14 protein-coding genes and 2 tRNA genes are annotated in these 15,670 nt (G+C 69.9%); 4 read left to right on the top strand and 12 right to left on the bottom strand.

From position 1 onward, the window contains the following. Positions 1–261: 261 nt before the first annotated feature. On the bottom strand, positions 262–1,806 hold the full coding sequence (locus KIH73_RS02370; RefSeq protein ID WP_420830208.1) for an amidohydrolase: 1,545 nt from the start codon (positions 1,804–1,806) through the stop codon (positions 262–264). A gap of 546 nt (positions 1,807–2,352) precedes the next feature. On the opposite strand from KIH73_RS02370, the gene KIH73_RS02365 reads away from it, so the two are divergent. Both KIH73_RS02365 and KIH73_RS02360 read left to right on the top strand, forming a co-directional pair. Next, a complete protein-coding gene (locus tag KIH73_RS02365; protein ID WP_219080147.1) occupies positions 2,353–3,699 on the top strand; it encodes a hemolysin family protein in 1,347 nt (448 codons plus the stop codon). Between the two features lie 97 nt (positions 3,700–3,796). Beyond that, the gene (locus tag KIH73_RS02360; RefSeq protein ID WP_219080146.1) at positions 3,797–4,276 is read left to right on the top strand and encodes a Dps family protein; all 480 of its coding nucleotides are present in this window, start codon (positions 3,797–3,799) and stop codon (positions 4,274–4,276) included. A 118-nt stretch (positions 4,277–4,394) separates the two neighbouring features. Here KIH73_RS02360 and KIH73_RS02355 read toward each other — a convergent pair whose 3' ends face one another. Beyond that, positions 4,395–4,967, bottom strand: coding sequence for a M48 family metallopeptidase (locus tag KIH73_RS02355; RefSeq protein WP_338023936.1), 573 nt, complete (start codon positions 4,965–4,967; stop codon positions 4,395–4,397). Between the two features lie 232 nt (positions 4,968–5,199). Between KIH73_RS02355 and KIH73_RS02350 the strand changes: the two genes are divergently transcribed. Together KIH73_RS02350 and KIH73_RS02345 are read left to right on the top strand one after the other, a co-directional pair. After that, a tRNA-Ile gene (locus KIH73_RS02350) sits at positions 5,200–5,273 on the top strand. Between the two features lie 48 nt (positions 5,274–5,321). Next, positions 5,322–5,394, top strand: a tRNA-Ala gene (locus tag KIH73_RS02345). A gap of 56 nt (positions 5,395–5,450) precedes the next feature. On the opposite strand, the gene KIH73_RS02340 is transcribed toward KIH73_RS02345, so the two are convergent. The 10 genes from KIH73_RS02340 to KIH73_RS02295 all read right to left on the bottom strand — a co-directional run bounded on the left by KIH73_RS02340 (position 5,451) and on the right by KIH73_RS02295 (position 15,639). Then, positions 5,451–6,050 carry a hypothetical protein gene (locus tag KIH73_RS02340; RefSeq protein ID WP_219080142.1) on the bottom strand — a complete coding sequence of 200 codons (600 nt, stop codon included), beginning with the start codon at positions 6,048–6,050 and terminating at the stop codon, positions 5,451–5,453. Positions 6,051–6,165: 115 nt separating this feature from the next. Then, the gene (gene nrdF, locus KIH73_RS02335) at positions 6,166–7,158 is read right to left on the bottom strand and encodes a class 1b ribonucleoside-diphosphate reductase subunit beta (RefSeq protein ID WP_219080140.1); all 993 of its coding nucleotides are present in this window, start codon (positions 7,156–7,158) and stop codon (positions 6,166–6,168) included. Positions 7,159–7,249: 91 nt separating this feature from the next. Continuing rightward, complete coding sequence (gene nrdE / locus KIH73_RS02330; RefSeq protein ID WP_219080138.1) at positions 7,250–9,442, bottom strand: class 1b ribonucleoside-diphosphate reductase subunit alpha; 2,193 nt, start codon at positions 9,440–9,442, stop codon at positions 7,250–7,252. Positions 9,443–9,597: 155 nt separating this feature from the next. After that, positions 9,598–10,029, bottom strand: a complete 432-nt coding sequence (gene nrdI / locus KIH73_RS02325) for a class Ib ribonucleoside-diphosphate reductase assembly flavoprotein NrdI (RefSeq protein WP_338023935.1) — start codon at positions 10,027–10,029, stop codon at positions 9,598–9,600. 56 nt (positions 10,030–10,085) lie between these two features. Continuing rightward, on the bottom strand, positions 10,086–10,334 hold the full coding sequence (locus KIH73_RS02320; RefSeq protein ID WP_219080134.1) for a glutaredoxin family protein: 249 nt from the start codon (positions 10,332–10,334) through the stop codon (positions 10,086–10,088). 562 nt (positions 10,335–10,896) lie between these two features. Beyond that, positions 10,897–12,219, bottom strand: coding sequence for an ATP-binding protein (locus KIH73_RS02315; RefSeq protein WP_219080132.1), 1,323 nt, complete (start codon positions 12,217–12,219; stop codon positions 10,897–10,899). Positions 12,220–12,516: 297 nt separating this feature from the next. Further along, complete coding sequence (hxlB, locus tag KIH73_RS02310) at positions 12,517–13,074, bottom strand: 6-phospho-3-hexuloisomerase (RefSeq protein ID WP_219080130.1); 558 nt, start codon at positions 13,072–13,074, stop codon at positions 12,517–12,519. 147 nt (positions 13,075–13,221) lie between these two features. Continuing rightward, on the bottom strand, positions 13,222–13,839 hold the full coding sequence (locus tag KIH73_RS02305; protein WP_219080128.1) for an orotidine 5'-phosphate decarboxylase / HUMPS family protein: 618 nt from the start codon (positions 13,837–13,839) through the stop codon (positions 13,222–13,224). After that, positions 13,836–14,804, bottom strand: a complete 969-nt coding sequence (locus tag KIH73_RS02300; RefSeq protein WP_219080126.1) for a sugar kinase — start codon at positions 14,802–14,804, stop codon at positions 13,836–13,838. Before KIH73_RS02300 ends, KIH73_RS02305 begins: the two co-directional genes overlap by 4 nt. A gap of 91 nt (positions 14,805–14,895) precedes the next feature. Beyond that, a complete protein-coding gene (locus KIH73_RS02295; RefSeq protein ID WP_219080124.1) occupies positions 14,896–15,639 on the bottom strand; it encodes a sugar phosphate isomerase/epimerase family protein in 744 nt (247 codons plus the stop codon). Positions 15,640–15,670 lie beyond the last annotated feature (31 nt).

The following is a 15,670-nucleotide window of genomic DNA, read 5'->3' as shown; positions in this document are numbered from 1 at the left end:
CCCCGTGTTCCGCTGTGAGCTTGCCCACACGCCCACGGCCGGCGCGGCGTTCCGCCCGCCCAAATGCCCACGGCCGAAGGCCCGCCGGCTGCGCAGACGCGGGCGCGGACCCACCCGTGCGATCGCGGCCGAGGCCGGGCACACGCCCACCCGCCGGCGCTCCCGCCGCGCCCGCGCGACGGCGACGGCAGCGCACCGGTACGAGGCAAACCGACCATTCGAAACGACGCCCGGCGGGACGACGCAACCCGCGCCTGGCCGCTACGCGCGGTACGTCCAGCGCCCACCGAGCATCGTCGCGACGACGTGGCCCGGCATCGCGCGCATCGCCTCCGGCGTGGCGGCCGCATACGGGTCGGCGTCCAACAGCACCAGGTCGGCGTGGTCGCCGGCGCGCAGGCGGTCCCGGCCAATGTTCGTCGACGCGCGCAACGCCGTGCGCGCGTCGATGCACTGCTCCGGCTGGAACGGCTCGCGCGCGGAGCTTTCGGTGCCGAACACCGCCGCCGAGATCGCCATCCACGGGTCGAGCGGCGCGACCGGGGCGTCCGAGCCCAGCCGCAGCGTCGCGCCCGCGTCGAGCAGCGAGCGGAACGCGTATGGGATGCCCGCCGGTTCGGCCCAGAACCTGCCGATCACGTCGCGGTCGTCCACCGCATGCTGCGGCTGCACGCTGGCGACCAGCCCCAGTTCGGCGAAGCGCGGCAGGTCGGCGGGCTTGAGCATCTGCGCGTGCTCGATCGAGCCGCGGGCGCGGGTGATCGCCGCCTTGTCCAGCACGATCGTGTTCGCCTCGTCGCCGATGGCGTGGCAGGCGATCGTGAAGCCGTGCTCGGTGGCAAGCCGCATGTAGTCCTCGATCTGTTCGGGCGTGTAGCTCAGCACGCCGCACGTCGGCGGCGTGACGCCGGAGTACGGCGTCGAGCAGTACGCCGAGCGCGTGTTCAGCGAGCCGTCGGCGATCATCTTCATCGCGCCGACGTGCCCGAGCCCGCGGCTGCCGGGCAGCTCGTCGCCCGTGTGCCAGCCGTCGTCGATGGCGGCCTGCAGGCGCTCCGGGTACACGCCCGCCTCCACGCGCAGCCCGTCGACGCCGTCGGCGAATCGGCCGATCCAGGAGGCGATGTTGTCGGCCATCTCGTAGTCGCGGATGCCCACCACGCCCTTGCGCGCCGCGTCCGCCTCGGCCTCGCGCACCAGGCGCGCGGTCTCCTCGGCGGCGCCGGGCGCCTTGTCGAACTCCACGTAGGCGTCGAACCATGCGAGCTCGCCCAGCAGGCCGCTGCCGTCCACGCTCACGCCGAGCCGGCGCGCGGCGGCCGAGTTGATCCACCCGCAGTGCATGTCGGCGCTCGACAGCGCGACCGGCTGGTCGCCGCTCACCGCGTCGATGGCGGCGAGCGTCGGCTGCGCGTCGTCCGCCCACAGCGAGTGGCGGAACCGCATGCCGACGACGAACGCATCCGGGTTCAGGGTGCCGGCGGCGCGGCGCTCGTCGAGGTGGCGGCGCAGCATCGCCATCGCCTCGTCGGCGCTGCGCGCGTCGATCAGGTCGAGGCGGCCCAGCGTCTTGGCCCACTGGGTGAAGTGCGTGTGCCAGTCCCACAGGCCGGGGATGACCCAACGGCCCTCCGCGTCGACGACCTGCCCCGGATCCGCGCCGGGCGCGGCGGCGCCGGCCGGCTCCACCGCCGCGACCATGCCGTCGGCGATGTCGATGTCGACCAGACCGTCCCCGCCGCGCCGCGGATCCCCGCCGTCCGTCCCGACCAGCCGCGCGTTCGCGATGCGCATCGTCTCGACCATCCGTCCTCCTTGTCGAATCCGGTTCCCCGCCGGACCCATGCGTCGCGCGCACGCCGCGCACCATGCGGCGGAGCGGCGCGGCGGCCCCGCGCAGCGGTCCCGTGCGGCGGCCCAAGGCCCGGAATCGCCATCCATCGTAGTCGGTCGCGGTTCAGTAGGCACTTCGGCGGCCGCGTAGGCACATGCCCGGCGAAAGCCGGAACGGCAAACCGCGGAATCACGGCCTTCCCGGCGCAACGACCCCGGCGACGGGTGCCTACTGAAGGGGAGATGTGCCTACCGAAACGGCGGCGGCCGCCACCCGATGGCGCGCAACGGCCTACCGCGGGACGCCGCCTCGCCCGGGTCCCGACGACACGGCGCAGACCTGTCGTTGTCCTGGACATCCATGAGCCGATTGACCCGGGTCCCGACGACGCGGCGCAGACGTCCGGGCCGCAAGGCGGCCGGCGACGGGTGCCCGCCGAGGGGGAGGCGCCCGCCGAAGCGGTGCGCCCGCGCGGCGCACCGGGCGAATTGACGTGCCGTTGCCTTAGTGTGGTCCCTATGTCACTTGGCTTGAACATTCTGCTCATCTTTGTGTTCCTGCTTGTCGGCGCGGTGTTCGCCGGCACCGAGCTGGCGCTGGTCTCGCTGCGCAGCTCCCAGATCGAGCAGATGGAGCAAACCGACGCGCGAGGAGCCCGCGTTGCCAAAATCGCCCGCGACCCGAACACCTTCCTTTCCACCGTGCAGATCGGCGTGACGCTGTCCGGCTTCCTGTCCGCATCGTTCGGCGCCTCGTCGATCGCGCCGTTCATCGTGCCCGTCGTCGAGGGATGGGGGGTGCCCCCCGCGGTGGCCAACCCGCTGGTCACCGTCGTGCTGACGCTGGTCATCTCCTACTGCTCGATCGTCATCTCCGAGATGGTGCCCAAGCGCATCGCGATGCAGAAGTCCGAGCAGATCGCGCGCGCCGTCGTGCCCGCCATCGACACGTTCGCCAAGGTGTGCAAGCCGATCATCTGGCTGATCGGCAAGAACACCAACGGCATCGTGCGGCTGCTGGGCTTCGACCCGAACGAGACCGAAAGCGAGGTCTCCGACGAGGAGCTGCGCGTGCTCGTCAACACGAACACGAACCTCAGCAAGGACGAGCGCATGATCCTCGACGACGTGTTCGACGCCTCCGAGACGATCGTGGCCGAGGTCATGCGGCCGCGCGCCGACGTCGTGTTCCTGGACGGCGACCAGCCGATCGAGGAGGCCGCCGCGTACGTGCGCGAGATGCCGTATTCGCGCTACCCGGTCACTGGCAAGGACTTCGACGACGTGCTCGGCTTCGTGCACGTGCGCGACCTGCTCGACGTGCGCGACCCGAACGCCAAGGTCGTGGCCGACGTGACCCGCGAGGGCATCTCGCTGCCCGGCACCTCGCGGCTGCTGCCGAGCCTGGAGCTGCTGCGCAAGCGCGGCATCCACCTGGCCGTCGTCATCGACGAGTACGGCGGCACCGACGGCATCGTCACGCTGGAGGACATGACCGAGGAGCTGGTGGGCGACATCCGCGACGAGTACGACCTGCCCGAGGAGAAGGGCGGCGAACGCACCGACCGCACCGTGTTCGTGGACGGCGTGGCCACCATCGAGGGCGGCACCACGCTGGAGGACTTCGAGGACCTGACCGGCATCGAGCTGGACGACGGGCCGTACGAGACGGTAGCCGGGTACTTCCTGGCGCAGACCGGCAGGATGGGCGCCGAGGGCGACGTGCTGCACTCCGACGACGGCTACGACATGGTCGTGACCAAGGTGGACGGCCGCCGCATCGAGACGATCGAGGTGCGCCGGCGGACACAGGACGGCGACGGCGCGGCCGACGGCCGGAACGGGGGCGAGTCCGCAGCGGCGTGACGCGCGTGATGCATATCACCCCCGTCACCCACCTGTCGCCCGGGGAACGAACGTAGACTGGAGATACCCCCAACCCTTCTAGGAAAGGCAGGATATCATGACACTCGCATTCGTGGTCCCCGGACTCGACGAAGCCGCTTCTGAGAAGGCCATCGCAATCTTGCAGAACCGCCTCAGCCAGGAGCAGGAGGCGGCGCTCGTGCTCAAGCACGCGCATTGGAACGTGACCGGACCGAACTTCATCGCCGTGCACGAGATGCTCGACCCGCAGGTCGAGGTCGTGCTCGCGCAGGCCGACGAGACGGCCGAGCGCATCGCCACTCTGGGCGGCACCCCCGACGGGCGCGCGGACGCCATCGCCCGCAACCGCACGTGGAAGCCGTTCGACGTGGAGGGCCGCCGGTCGACCGAGGAATACCTCAAGGCGCTGATCGAGTACTACGACGCGTTCATCGCCGACGACCGCAAGGCCGTCGCCGAGCTTGACGAGCTCGACTTCGTCAGTTCCAACATCATCCAGGACCACGTGCAGGAGCTGGAGAAGTTCCAGTGGTTCATGCGCAGCCATCTGGCGTGACGCATCGTCGGGCCGGCGCAGGGATGCGACGCGCCGACGCGACGTTTCCGACGGGCGGTGCCGTTGTTCGCCGGCGCCGCCCGTCCGCGTTTCCAAGGCCGCCCCGAAGCCGCCCGCCCTACACCGCCGCGCGGCGGTTCAGCTCGCGGCGCAGCTGCCGCCACTGCGGCAGGTAGCGCGACATGCGGCGTTGGAACTCCACGCCGTGCCCGCTCGCCCACAGATGCGTCATCTCGTGGACGAGCACGTACTCCAGGAACCGCGGCTCCATCAGCCCCAGTTGCAGATTCAGCCGGATGCGGCCGGTGCGCGGGGTGCATGAGCCCCAGCGCGTGGTCATCGTGCGCAGCGTGATGTGCGTCGGCGTGCGGCCGATGATCGGCCCCCAATGCGCCAGCAGCGCGGGCAGCTGCGCGTTGATGGCGTCGGCCGCGGCACGGCGGCGCTCGGGCGTCCAGACCTCCGCCGAAGGGTCGCCGGGGCCAGAGGCCGTCGTCCCGCGCGCCTCGGCGATCCGCCGGCGCTGGCGGACGACCCAGTCGCGGCGCTGGCGGACGAACGCCTCGATCTGCGCGTCGGCGATGCGCGTCGGCGCGGAGACGACGACGTCGCCGGACGGCGGCGTGACGCGCAGGTACATGTTCTTGATCGGCTTGCGGGCCACCCGGACGGCCAGGCCGTCGACGTCGATGACGTGCACGGCGGAGGCGGCGCGGGGGGGTGCGGCCTCGGAGACGCGGGGGCGCGGCTCGACGGCGCGGTCGGGATTACGGTCGGAATCACGGAACGACGGCATGACGCCATTCTCGCGCCGGCACTGGATGAGCGAAGCGGCAATCCGCGACACGCGCGACACGCTGACTGGACATATTCCAACTTCACGCTAAACTAGTCGATTGTGTGATTTTCCAATCGCATGGAACGGGCCCGTAGCTCAGCCGGTTAGAGCGCATCCCTGATAAGGATGAGGTCGGAGGTTCAAGTCCTCCCGGGCCCACGCGGAAAACTAAGGCGGCTTTCGAGGCCGCTTTATTTTTACCGTGACGGGGCATTAGCGCAGCTGGTAGCGCATCTGCTTTGCAAGCAGAGGGTCACCGGTTCGAGTCCGGTATGCTCCACCCAGGCAGAATCCCTCGGAACCATGAGATTCCGAGGGATTTTCCGTATCACTCCATCACTCCCCGTCGGACCGGCCGGCGGCCGGGGCCCGGACCCGGTCGCGGCGGCGGCGCCACATGAACCACATGCACCATATGACCGCCAGCGGCAGCAGCACGTAGTTCCCCAGCGAGAACGCCGTCTCCCGCACGATGATGCTCTCGCCGAGCTCGTTGTACACGATCATCTCGCCGCCCGCCACCTTGCCCGCCAAGACGAACACGTCACACGCCAGGAAGACCGCCATCGCGACCTCCAGCGCGACGAACACCCACAGCCGGTCCCGATACAGGAAGACGACCATCCCGATGGGGAACATCAGCACCGCCAGGGCGAACCATCGCAGGTTCCAGGCGGCGCTCACCGGGTACAGCAGGTAGTAGCCGGCCACCATCGCCATCATGAACGCGAAGCACCGGCCGCCGGCGTGCAGCATGCCCGGCGCGTAGGTCGCGATCACGACGGTGATCACCGCCCAGCTCCCCAGGTCGGTCGACATATACGACATGACGTTCTGCCCCCACTGCCCCGGCAGATGGGGCAGCAGCTGCATGCCGACGCCGACCGCGCCGCCGGCCGCCGCCAACATCACGTAACGCCACGCCTGTCTGCCCATCGTCGCCCCCGTTCCGATCCGCGTCGATCCAATCCGGTGGTCTCATGATACGGCATCGCGCCCCGCCGCGGCGAGCCCATCGGGCCGCCGTCGCGGGGCGCGGGGCAGGCGGATGTCAGAAGTCCCAGTCGTCGTCATCGGTCTCGACGGCCTTGCCCATCACGTAGGAGCTGCCGGAACCGGAGAAGAAGTCGTGGTTCTCGTCGGCGTTGGGGGAGAGCGCCGCGAGGATCGACGGGTTGACGTCGCAGATCTCGGCGGGGAACAGCGCCGGGTAGCCGAGGTTCATCAGCGCCTTGTTGCCGTTGTAGCGCAGGAACTTCTCGACGTCCTCGGTCAGCCCGACCGCGTCGTACAGCGAGCGGGTGTACTCCACCTCGTTGTCGTACAGCTCGTTGAGCAGGTCGTAGGTGTAGTCCTCCATCGCCTCGCGCTCGGCCTGCGACACCGCCTCGAGGCCGCGCTGGTACTTGTAGCCGATGTAGTAGCCGTGCACGGCCTCGTCGCGGATGATCAGGCGGATCACGTCGGCCGTGTTCGTCAGCTTCGCGTGCGCGGAGAAGTACATCGGCAGGTAGAACCCGGAGTAGAACAGGAACGACTCGAGCAGCGTCGAGGCGACCTTGCGCTTGAGCGGGTTGTCGCCCTCGTAGTAGTCGAGCACGATCTGCGCCTTGCGCTGCAGGTGCTCGTTCTCCTCGCTCCACGCGAAGGCCGCGTCGATCTCGGCGGTCGAGCACAGCGTCGAGAAGATCGACGAGTACGACTTGGCGTGCACGGACTCCATGAACGCGATGTTCGTGTACACGGCCTCCTCGTGCGGGGTCAGCGCGTCCGGGATCAGCGAGACCGCGCCGACGGTGCCCTGGATGGTGTCGAGCAGCGTCAGGCCGGTGAACACGCGCATCGTCAGCGTGTGCTCGGCCTCGCTCATGCGCTGCCAGACCGGCAGGTCGTTGGAGACGGGGACCTTCTCCGGCAGCCAGAAGTTGCCGGTGAGGCGGTCCCACACCTCAAGGTCCTTCTCGTCCTCCAGGCGGTTCCAGTTGATCGCGGTGACGCGGTCGATGAGCTTGAGCGGCTGGCGGGGAATGGAGATCGGGGCCATGCGGGGTTCCTTTCGTGGTGGTCGGTGTTCGTGATGGTTGGCGTTCCTGTGGCGGCGGCGCGGTTGCGGGCCACGCCCCGCGCCGCCCGCGTCACAGCATGCAGCTGACGCAGCCCTGCACCTCGGTGCCCTCCAGCGCCTGCTGGCGTATGCGGATGTAGTACAGCGTCTTGATGCCCTTGCGCCAGGCGTAGATCTGCGCCTGGTTGATGTCGCGCGTGGTGGCGGTGTCGGGGAAGAACAGCGTCAGGCTCAGCCCCTGGTCCACGTGCCGGGTCGCCTCGGCGTAGGTGTCGACGATCTTGCGCCACCCGATCTCGTAGGCGTCCTCGTAGTACTCGAGGTTGTCGTTGGTCATGTAGGCGGCCGGGTAGTACACGCGCCCGATCCTGCCCTCCTTGCGGATCTCGATCTTCGAGGCGATCGGGTGGATCGAGCTGGTGGAGTGGTTGATGTAGCTGATCGAGCCGGTGGGCGGCACGGCCTGCAGGTTCTGGTTGTAGATGCCGTCGCGCAGGATGGCGTCGCGCAGCCGGGCCCAGTCGTCCGCGGTGGGGATGCGCACGCCGTGCTCGGCGAACAGGCGGCGCACGCGTTCGGTGCGCGGCTCCAGCGAGCGGCTGCCGTCGGTGTACTTGTCGAAGTAGTTGCCCTGGCCGGCCGGCCTGGCGTACGCGGAGGCGGGGAAGCCGGCGAACGCGCGCCCGCGCTCCACGGCCAGCGCGTGCGAGGTGCGGTACGCGTGGTAGGCCACGGTCATGAAGTACATGTCCGTGAAGTCCAGGCCCTCCTCGCTGCCGTAGTGGATCCGCTCGCGCGCCAGGAAGCCGTGCAGGTTCATCTGCCCCAGCCCGATCGCGTGGCCCTCCTCGTTGGCGCGGCGCACCGACGGCACGCAGTCCATCGACGTGTGCTCGGAGACGGCGGTGAGCGCGCGGATCGCGGTCTCGACGCTCGCCGCGAGGTCGCCGTCCATCGTCGCGGCGATGTTGAGCGACCCCAGGTTGCAGGACACGTCGCGCCCGACGTGCCGGTAGCCCAGGTCCTCGTCGTAGGTGCTGGCCTCCTGCACCTGCAGGATCTCCGAGCACAGGTTCGACATCGTCACGCGCCCTTCGATCGGGTTGGCGCGGTTGACGGTGTCCTCGAACATGATGTACGGGTAGCCGGATTCGAACTGCAGCTCGGCGAGCGTCATGAAGAACTGCCGCGCGTCGATCGTGGTCTTGCGGATGCGGTCGTCGGCCAGCATGCGCTCGTACTCCTCGGTGACGCTGATGTCGCTGAACGGCCTGCCGTACACGCGCTCCACGTCGTAGGGGCTGAACAGCGCCATCGGCTCCTTGCGCTTGGCCAGCTCGAAGGTGATGTCGGGGATGACCACGCCCAGCGCCAGCGACTTGATGCGGATCTTCTCGTCGGCGTTCTCGCGCTTGGTGTCCAGGAACCGCATGATGTCGGGGTGGTGCGCGTTGAGGTACACCGCGCCGGCGCCCTGCCGCGCGCCGAGCTGGTTGGCGTAGGAGAACGAGTCCTCGAGCAGCTTCATGACGGGGATCACGCCGCTGGACTGGTGCTCGATGTGCTTGATCGGCGCGCCGGTCTCGCGCAGGTTGGTCAGCTGCAGCGCCACGCCGCCGCCGCGCTTGCTCAGCTGCAGGGCCGCGTTGATGCCGCGCGAGATCGACTCCATGTTGTCCTCGATGCGGATCAGGAAGCAGCTGACGGCCTCGCCGCGCTGCGCCTTGCCCAGGTTGAGGAACGTGGGCGTGGCGGGCTGGAAGCGCCCGGCGATGATCTCGTCGGCGATGCGCGTCGCCATCGCCTCGTCGCCGTCGGCCAGCTCGAGCGCCACGGCGGCGGCGCGCTGCGGGAAGTCCTCGAGGTAGCGCGTGCCGTCGAAGGTCTTGAGCGCGTACGACGAGTAGAACTTGAACGCGCCGAGGAACGTGCCGAACTCGAATCCGGAGGATTCGACGTGCGCGTAGAACGCGTCGAGGAACTCCGGGGTGTAGCGCGCGAACACCTCGCCGTCGTAGTAGCGGTTGCGGATCAGGTAGTCGAGCCGCTGCGCGGTGGACGGGAACGCGATGGTGTGCGCGGCCACATGGCCGTTCACGTACTCGCGTTCGGCGGCCTTGTCCTTGTCGAACTGGATCCGCCCGTCGGCGTCGTACAGGTTCAGCATGGCGTTGAGCGCGTGGTGGTCGTGCTCGCGGTCGTACGCCGGCGCGTCGTCGGCGGTGTTGTCGAGTCGCAGCGCGGTGCTGTCGTTGATGCCCATGTCACTTGCCTTTCGTGGTCGGGGATGCGTGGTCGGAAACGCGCGGTCGGATACGCGGTCGGGGATATGCAATCGGGGATGCGTCGTCGGCGACGTGGCGCCGGGAACGGGCCCCGTTGGGCGCACGCCGCCGCGGGCGTGCCGCCGGAGGCGCGTCATCGGGGGAGCGCGGCCAGGAACTCCGCGACGCCGCGGCGCACCGCGGCCTCGTCCTCCGGGGTGCCCATCAGCTCGAAGCGGTACAGGTACGGCACGCCGCATTTGGCGGCGATGATGTCGCCGGCCGCGCAGTACGCCTCGCCGAAGTTGGTGTTGCCGGCCGCGATGACGCCGCGGATCCACGCGCGGTTGGCCGGATCGTTCAGGAAGCGCTTGACCTGGACGGGCACGGCCTTGCGCGGGTCGCCGCCGCCGTAGGTCGGCACCATCAGGACGTAGGGCTCGCGCACGGCGAGGGCGGGCTCGTCGGCGCGCAGCGGGATGCGGTGCACGGCGACGCCCTCGTCCTCGAAGCGGCACCGGGCCACGAAGCGCGCGGTGTTCTCGGAGACGGACGAGAAGTAGACGAGCGCGCCGATGCCGTCCACGGAACGGCCCTCGCGGCCGTCGGCGGCCCGGTCCGCGGCGGTCGCAGCCCCGGCGCTCACGCCGTCGCCTCGGCCGGGACGCGTGCGCCGAGCTCGCGCAGCAGGTCCGGGCGGTAGCCGGTCCAGGCCTGGCCGTCGGCCACGACGACCGGCGCCTGGCGGTAGCCGGCCGCGTGCAGCATCGCCAGAGCCTCCGGGTCCGACGAGACGTCGATCTCGCGGTAGGCGACGCCCATGCGGTCGAGCTGGCGCTTGGTGGCGTTGCACTGCGGGCAGCGCGGGGTGCTGTAGACGGTCACGGTCATGGCGGTATCCTCGGTTCGTCACTGGAACTCATCGGTTGATGTGCTCCCTCACGATACCCCGAACGACGCGGGACGGCACCACTATCGCTAGTGATATACATCACAGCACAGCACTACATCTAGTGATTTCCGACTCATACCGCCCCATCCGCCGCGGTTCCGCGGTCCCCGTCGCGCACCCCCCGACCACCCGCCGCCGGCGGCGTCGCCGGCGTGGCGCATCCCGCGATCAGATTTCCGGAGCGGGGCGACCCGACGAACGACCGAGGACGGCGCGGCGAAGGCAACGGAGACGACGGCGACGATGACGGCGACAGCACCGGCCGACGACAGCGAAGGCAACGGCAGCGACCGCCGGCACCGACACCGGCACCGGCGGCAACGAAAAAAGACGGCCGAGGGCACGGCCGTCCTGATTGTTGAGGAGGGGATGCCGGGCGCGGACGCCCGACGGGCATGGGTTACCTCGCGGCGGCGCCGACCGCGACGAATAACGCGCCGTGGCGGCGGTGCGGCGTACCGAAGCGCACCACGACGTTGCCACGGCGCTGCCGCATCCCGGCTACGCGCCCAGCGCGGCGACCGGGATGACGAGCACGCCGTCGGGCCGCCGGTACGCGAAGTCGCCGATGCCGACGAGCACCGCCAGGAACTCGGGCCGCCGCGCCCGGGCGCGCGGGTTCCCGGTCAGCTTCGCGCGCAGGCGAAGCAGGTTCGCGGCGGCCTCGTCGACCTTGTCGTGGCTGGTCTTGATCTCGATGCCGGCCCAGCGCCCGTCCATCGTCTCGATGATGGCGTCGCACTCCAGGCCGGCGTCGTCGCGGTAGTAGCGCACCGGCACGTCGCCGGCGTCGGGCAGCGCGCGGGCATACACGAGCAGGTCGCGCATGCACAGGTTCTCGAAGACGAAGCCGAAGGTCTGCCAGTCCTCGACCAGCGCGCGGGGGTTCATGCCGAGCACCGCGGCCGCGATGGACGGATCGGCGAAGTACCGCCGCGACTTGGTCTGCAGGCGTTTCGGGGAGCGCATCGGAGGCACCCAACCGGGCACCTCGTCGATGACGAACATGCCGGTGAGCAGACCGACGTATTCGGACACGGTGCGCGCCGAAACGAATTCCTCCACGTCGCCCCCGCCGTCCGCTTCGGCGCCGTACATGTCCTGCATCAGCGTCCGGTAGGTCACGGACTGGCCGACGTTGCGGGCAAGCGACCGCAGCAGGCGCCTGGCCACGTCGGGGTTGCGCCCCCGCCCGGCGACGCCCTCGTCGAGGGTCAGCCGCATGTACTCGCGGATCAGGACCTGCGCGTCGGACACCGGCATCGACTGCGCCTCGGGCCACCCTCCGCGGCACACCATCTCGAGCAGCTCCATCGTCGGAACGTCGACCCTGACCGGCTCGAACCGTCCCTCGAACAGACCGGCCAGGCTGACCTCGCCGGACGAGCCGCCGCTTTCCGCAAGGCTCATCGGGTTCATGCGCACACGGCCGATGCGACCCGAACCGCTGTGCTGCGGACGTTCGTCGCCAAGCGGCGTGGACGAGCCGGTGAGCAGCCATTGCCCCTTGGCGCCGGGCTCGTCGTCCACACGGTGGCGCACCTCGTCCCAGATCGCGGGAACGAGTTGCCATTCGTCGACGACGTGCGGGCGCTCGCCCAGCAGCATCAGCGACGGATCGGCCCGCGCCGCGTCCCGGTTGTTGTCGCGGTCGACGTAGGTGATGCTGGCGGCGTGCTCGCGCGCCGACCATGTCTTGCCGCACCACTTGGTGCCGGCGATCTCCACGGCCCCGAAGATGCGCATGTACCGTTCGATCTGCCGGTCCACGATGCGCGGGCGATACCCCCGCGGCCTGACCGATGACGCCCGACGCTCCGGCATCGCCGCCTCCTTTCGCCGTCGTGTCCGTGCCGTCGGTCGCCAATCGCCAACGACAAAAATCCGACACTATCAACTACAATAATCCGAGGATTCAAACTACCAAAATCCGAATGTTCCAACGACAATAATCCGAATGGCTCGACCGCCGAAATCCGAATCCGCATCGGGCGCGGCGCGCCGGGTACGCGAACGCCGCGGAACCGGAATCGGTCCGCGGCGTTCGCGTATATCAATCGGGAGCGCGGAAGGCCCGGCGGCGCCGGGCGGGGCAGGAGCGGAAGCAGGGTGCGCGGGCCGCTACTCGACGTTGGCGTGGTTGGCGTTCGCGTCGGCGTCGGACACCTCGTCGCGGCGCGAGATCATCAGGCACAGCGCGTCCAGCGCGATGTGCACGCTCTGGTCGAACAGCGAGCTCAGCAGCTGGATCGAGCCGCCCGCCTCGCCCTTGACGCGCCCCGGCACCACGATCACGGCGTCGGCGGTCGCGGCCAACGGCGACTGCGGCTTGGAGGTGACGGCGATCACCTTCACGCCCAGCCCATGCGCCGCCTCGGCGTCCTCGACGGTGCGCCTGGTCGTGCCCGAGCCGGAGATGGCGACCAGCACGTCGCCCTCGTGCATCGACGGGCAGATGGTCTCGCCCATCATGTAGCTCGTGTAGCCGATGTGCATCATGCGCATCGCGAAGCCGCGCGCCTGAAATCCGGAGCGGCCCTCGCCGGTCGCGTACACGCGCGCGCCCCGGTCGATCACGCCCATCGCGCGGGTCAGATCGCCCTCGTCCATCCGGTCGACGACCCCGGCGATCTCGCCGAGGATCTGGTCGAGGATGCGCGGTTCGGTGGTTTCGGTCATGGTGTTCTCCTTCGTTGCTTCGTGTCGATATTCATTATCCGTAGGGGTGCGTGTGCGGCCGGGTGCCACCGCCCGACCCGTTGCGCGGCGCGGCGGCCGGGCGCGGGGCGGTCCGTCTCAGGTCAGCCCGACGCAGGCCGTCGCGGCTCAGCCCATCGCGGCCTTGCAGTCGCGCGCCGCGGCGGCGATGTCGTCGGCCTTGGTGATCGCCGAGCCCATGATGGCGATCTCGACGCCGGCCTCGCGCAGCCCGGCGAGCTGCCCGCGCGTGATGCCGCCGGCGACGGCGATCCGCCGGATCCGCGGGAAGCGTTCGCGGAACGCGCGCACCTGGCCCACCGGGGCGGCGGTCGCCCCGGAGTCGACCGAGGTGTGCAGGCAGTAGACGGCGTCGGGGAACCCGGCGATCCGCTCGATGCGCGCCTCGTCGCATTCCAGCAGGTCGATCATCATCACGCCGCCGTGCGCGGCGGCCGAGGCCGCGCACGCCTCCAGCGTGCCCAGCGACGACGAGCCCATCACGGTCAGGTACACGAACCCGCACGCGTAGCCGAGGTCGAACTCGTAGGCGCCCTCGTCGCAGGTCTTGATGTCGGCGAGCAGGGCCGGCCCCGGCCCGCCGGTCAGCCCGGCCAGGGCCCGCAGCCCGTACTCCTTGGTCAGAGACGTGCCGATCTCGACGATGTCGGCGGCGCCGGCGACCTGGCGGATGATCGCTTCGGCGCGCGGGATGTCCACGCGGTCGATGGCCACCTGCAGCTTCACAGCGAGACCTCCTTGCGCGGCGTTTCGGCGATGAACCGGCGCAGCTGTTCGGCGGTCGGCAGGTCCTCCGAATCGGAGACGCTGGTCACCTGGATCGCGCCGACGGCGTTCGCGCGCTCGAGCAGCCGCTTGTCGTCGAGACCCTCGAGCAGGCCGGTGATCACGCCGGAGGCGAAGCCGTCGCCGGCGCCGACGGTGTCGACCACGTCGACCACGAAGCTGGGCACGACCGTCTCGACGCGCGCGCCGTCCGCATCGCGCCGGAAGGCCGCGGAGCCGCTGTCGCCGAGCTTGATGACGACCTTGCCCACGCCCATGTCCAGGTAGTGGTCGGCGATGGCGCGCGGGTCGTCGAGGCCGGAGAACATCCGCCCCTCGGACAGTCCGGGCAGGAACACGTCGCACTTGGCGGCCAGGCGGTTGGTCGCGTCGATCATCGCCTGCCGGCTCGGCCACAGCGTGGGCCTCGGGTTCGGGTCGAAGGTCACGAGCACGCCGTGCGCCTTCGCCGCGTCGACCAGCGCGTCGACCGTCGCGTACGTCCCCTCGGTGAGCGCCGAGAAGATGCCGGTGACGTGCAGGATGCGCACGCCGTCGAAGTCCAGCCCGTCGACGATGTCCGGCGTGGTCCGCGAGGCCGCGGAGCCCGCGCGGAAGTAGATCACCTTGGGCGCGCCCTCGCCCGGCACCTTGAGCTGGAAGCCGGTCGCGGCGCCGGAGACGCGGCGGATCGCGGAGGTGTCGATGCCGGTCCGGTCCATGTAGTCGACGATGAGGTCGCCCTGCCAGTCGTCGCCCAGCTGGGTGACGTAGCTGATCGAATGGCCCTGGCGGTTCACGCCGATGGCGACGTTGAACTCGGCCCCGGCCATCTGCCGGGGCAGCGTGCGGGCCTCGAGGAAGGTCTCGGGCGAGTCGGCGATGAGGTTCACCATCGGCTCTCCGATGGTCATGACTTCTGACATGATGCGCTTCTTTCGGATATGTGGATGGTCGGTGACATGGCGCCCGTGCCGGGCGGCGCGGGCGAAGGAGGAGGGGAGCCGGGGCGGCGGGTCAGCCGACGGCGGCGCGGACGGCGGCGAGCTGCCCGGCCACGCGGTCCGCGGGGATCGGGAACTCCAGGAACACGGGCACGTCGCCGCCGAGCCGCGGCAGCATCGACCGCCAGTCGATGACGCCGTCCTCCAGCATCGTGGTGGCCAGCCGCGCGCGGTCGGCGGCGCCGTTGACGTTCTTGAGGTGGAACACCGTGATGTACGGCAGCAGCCGCTCGAACGCCTCGCCGGCGTCCTCGCCGCGCCAGAACCAGTTGCCCAGGTCGAAGGTGTAGCCGATCGACCCGCCGACCTCGCGGATGCGGGCGAGCGAGGCCGCGGTGCAGGCCAGCGTGCCGTTCTCGGGGGTCTGGTCGTTCTCGACGCTCAGCGTCAGCCCGCGTTCCGCGGCCGCGTCGTCGATCGCCGCGATGACGGCGGCCGACGCGTCCCTGACGTCGCCCTGGTTGAACTTGACGTTCCGCACGCCCATGCGGACCGCCTCGTCGAGGAAGGTCCCGAACCCGGGGTGCACGGCGCCGCCGACGACCAGCGGTTCGGGGACCGAGTAGAACAGGTCGAGGCCGTGCTCGCGGGCGGCTTCGGCGATGCGATCGTATTCGGCGTCGTCGGCGATGTACTCGCGCCGGACCTCGGCGAGGGTCACGCCGTGGCCGGCGATGGCCGGCAGCAGCGCGGACTGCGGGGTGCCGCCGTTGAGTTCGTCCATGCAGACGAGCAGATTGATGCCGATGGTGGTCATGATGGTTGCTCCTTGGCTGGTTGGTGGTGGG

The sequence above is a fragment of the Bifidobacterium phasiani genome, assembly GCF_019331775.1.
Classification (GTDB): domain Bacteria; phylum Actinomycetota; class Actinomycetes; order Actinomycetales; family Bifidobacteriaceae; genus Bifidobacterium; species Bifidobacterium phasiani.
This window is presented reverse-complemented; position numbering and strand designations above follow the sequence as displayed.

What these genes read in the sequence shown, in the direction of transcription:
- KIH73_RS02370 (WP_420830208.1), bottom strand. Translation starts at nt 1,806, where the DNA reads ATGGTCGAGACGATGCGCATCGCGAACGCGCGGCTGGTCGGGACGGAC.
- KIH73_RS02365 (WP_219080147.1), top strand. Translation starts at nt 2,353, where the DNA reads ATGTCACTTGGCTTGAACATTCTGCTCATCTTTGTGTTCCTGCTTGTC.
- KIH73_RS02360 (WP_219080146.1), top strand. Translation starts at nt 3,797, where the DNA reads ATGACACTCGCATTCGTGGTCCCCGGACTCGACGAAGCCGCTTCTGAG.
- KIH73_RS02340 (WP_219080142.1), bottom strand. Translation starts at nt 6,050, where the DNA reads ATGGGCAGACAGGCGTGGCGTTACGTGATGTTGGCGGCGGCCGGCGGC.
- nrdF (WP_219080140.1), bottom strand. Translation starts at nt 7,158, where the DNA reads ATGGCCCCGATCTCCATTCCCCGCCAGCCGCTCAAGCTCATCGACCGC.
- nrdE (WP_219080138.1), bottom strand. Translation starts at nt 9,442, where the DNA reads ATGGGCATCAACGACAGCACCGCGCTGCGACTCGACAACACCGCCGAC.
- KIH73_RS02320 (WP_219080134.1), bottom strand. Translation starts at nt 10,334, where the DNA reads ATGACCGTGACCGTCTACAGCACCCCGCGCTGCCCGCAGTGCAACGCC.
- KIH73_RS02315 (WP_219080132.1), bottom strand. Translation starts at nt 12,219, where the DNA reads ATGCCGGAGCGTCGGGCGTCATCGGTCAGGCCGCGGGGGTATCGCCCG.
- hxlB (WP_219080130.1), bottom strand. Translation starts at nt 13,074, where the DNA reads ATGACCGAAACCACCGAACCGCGCATCCTCGACCAGATCCTCGGCGAG.
- KIH73_RS02300 (WP_219080126.1), bottom strand. Translation starts at nt 14,804, where the DNA reads ATGTCAGAAGTCATGACCATCGGAGAGCCGATGGTGAACCTCATCGCC.
- KIH73_RS02295 (WP_219080124.1), bottom strand. Translation starts at nt 15,639, where the DNA reads ATGACCACCATCGGCATCAATCTGCTCGTCTGCATGGACGAACTCAAC.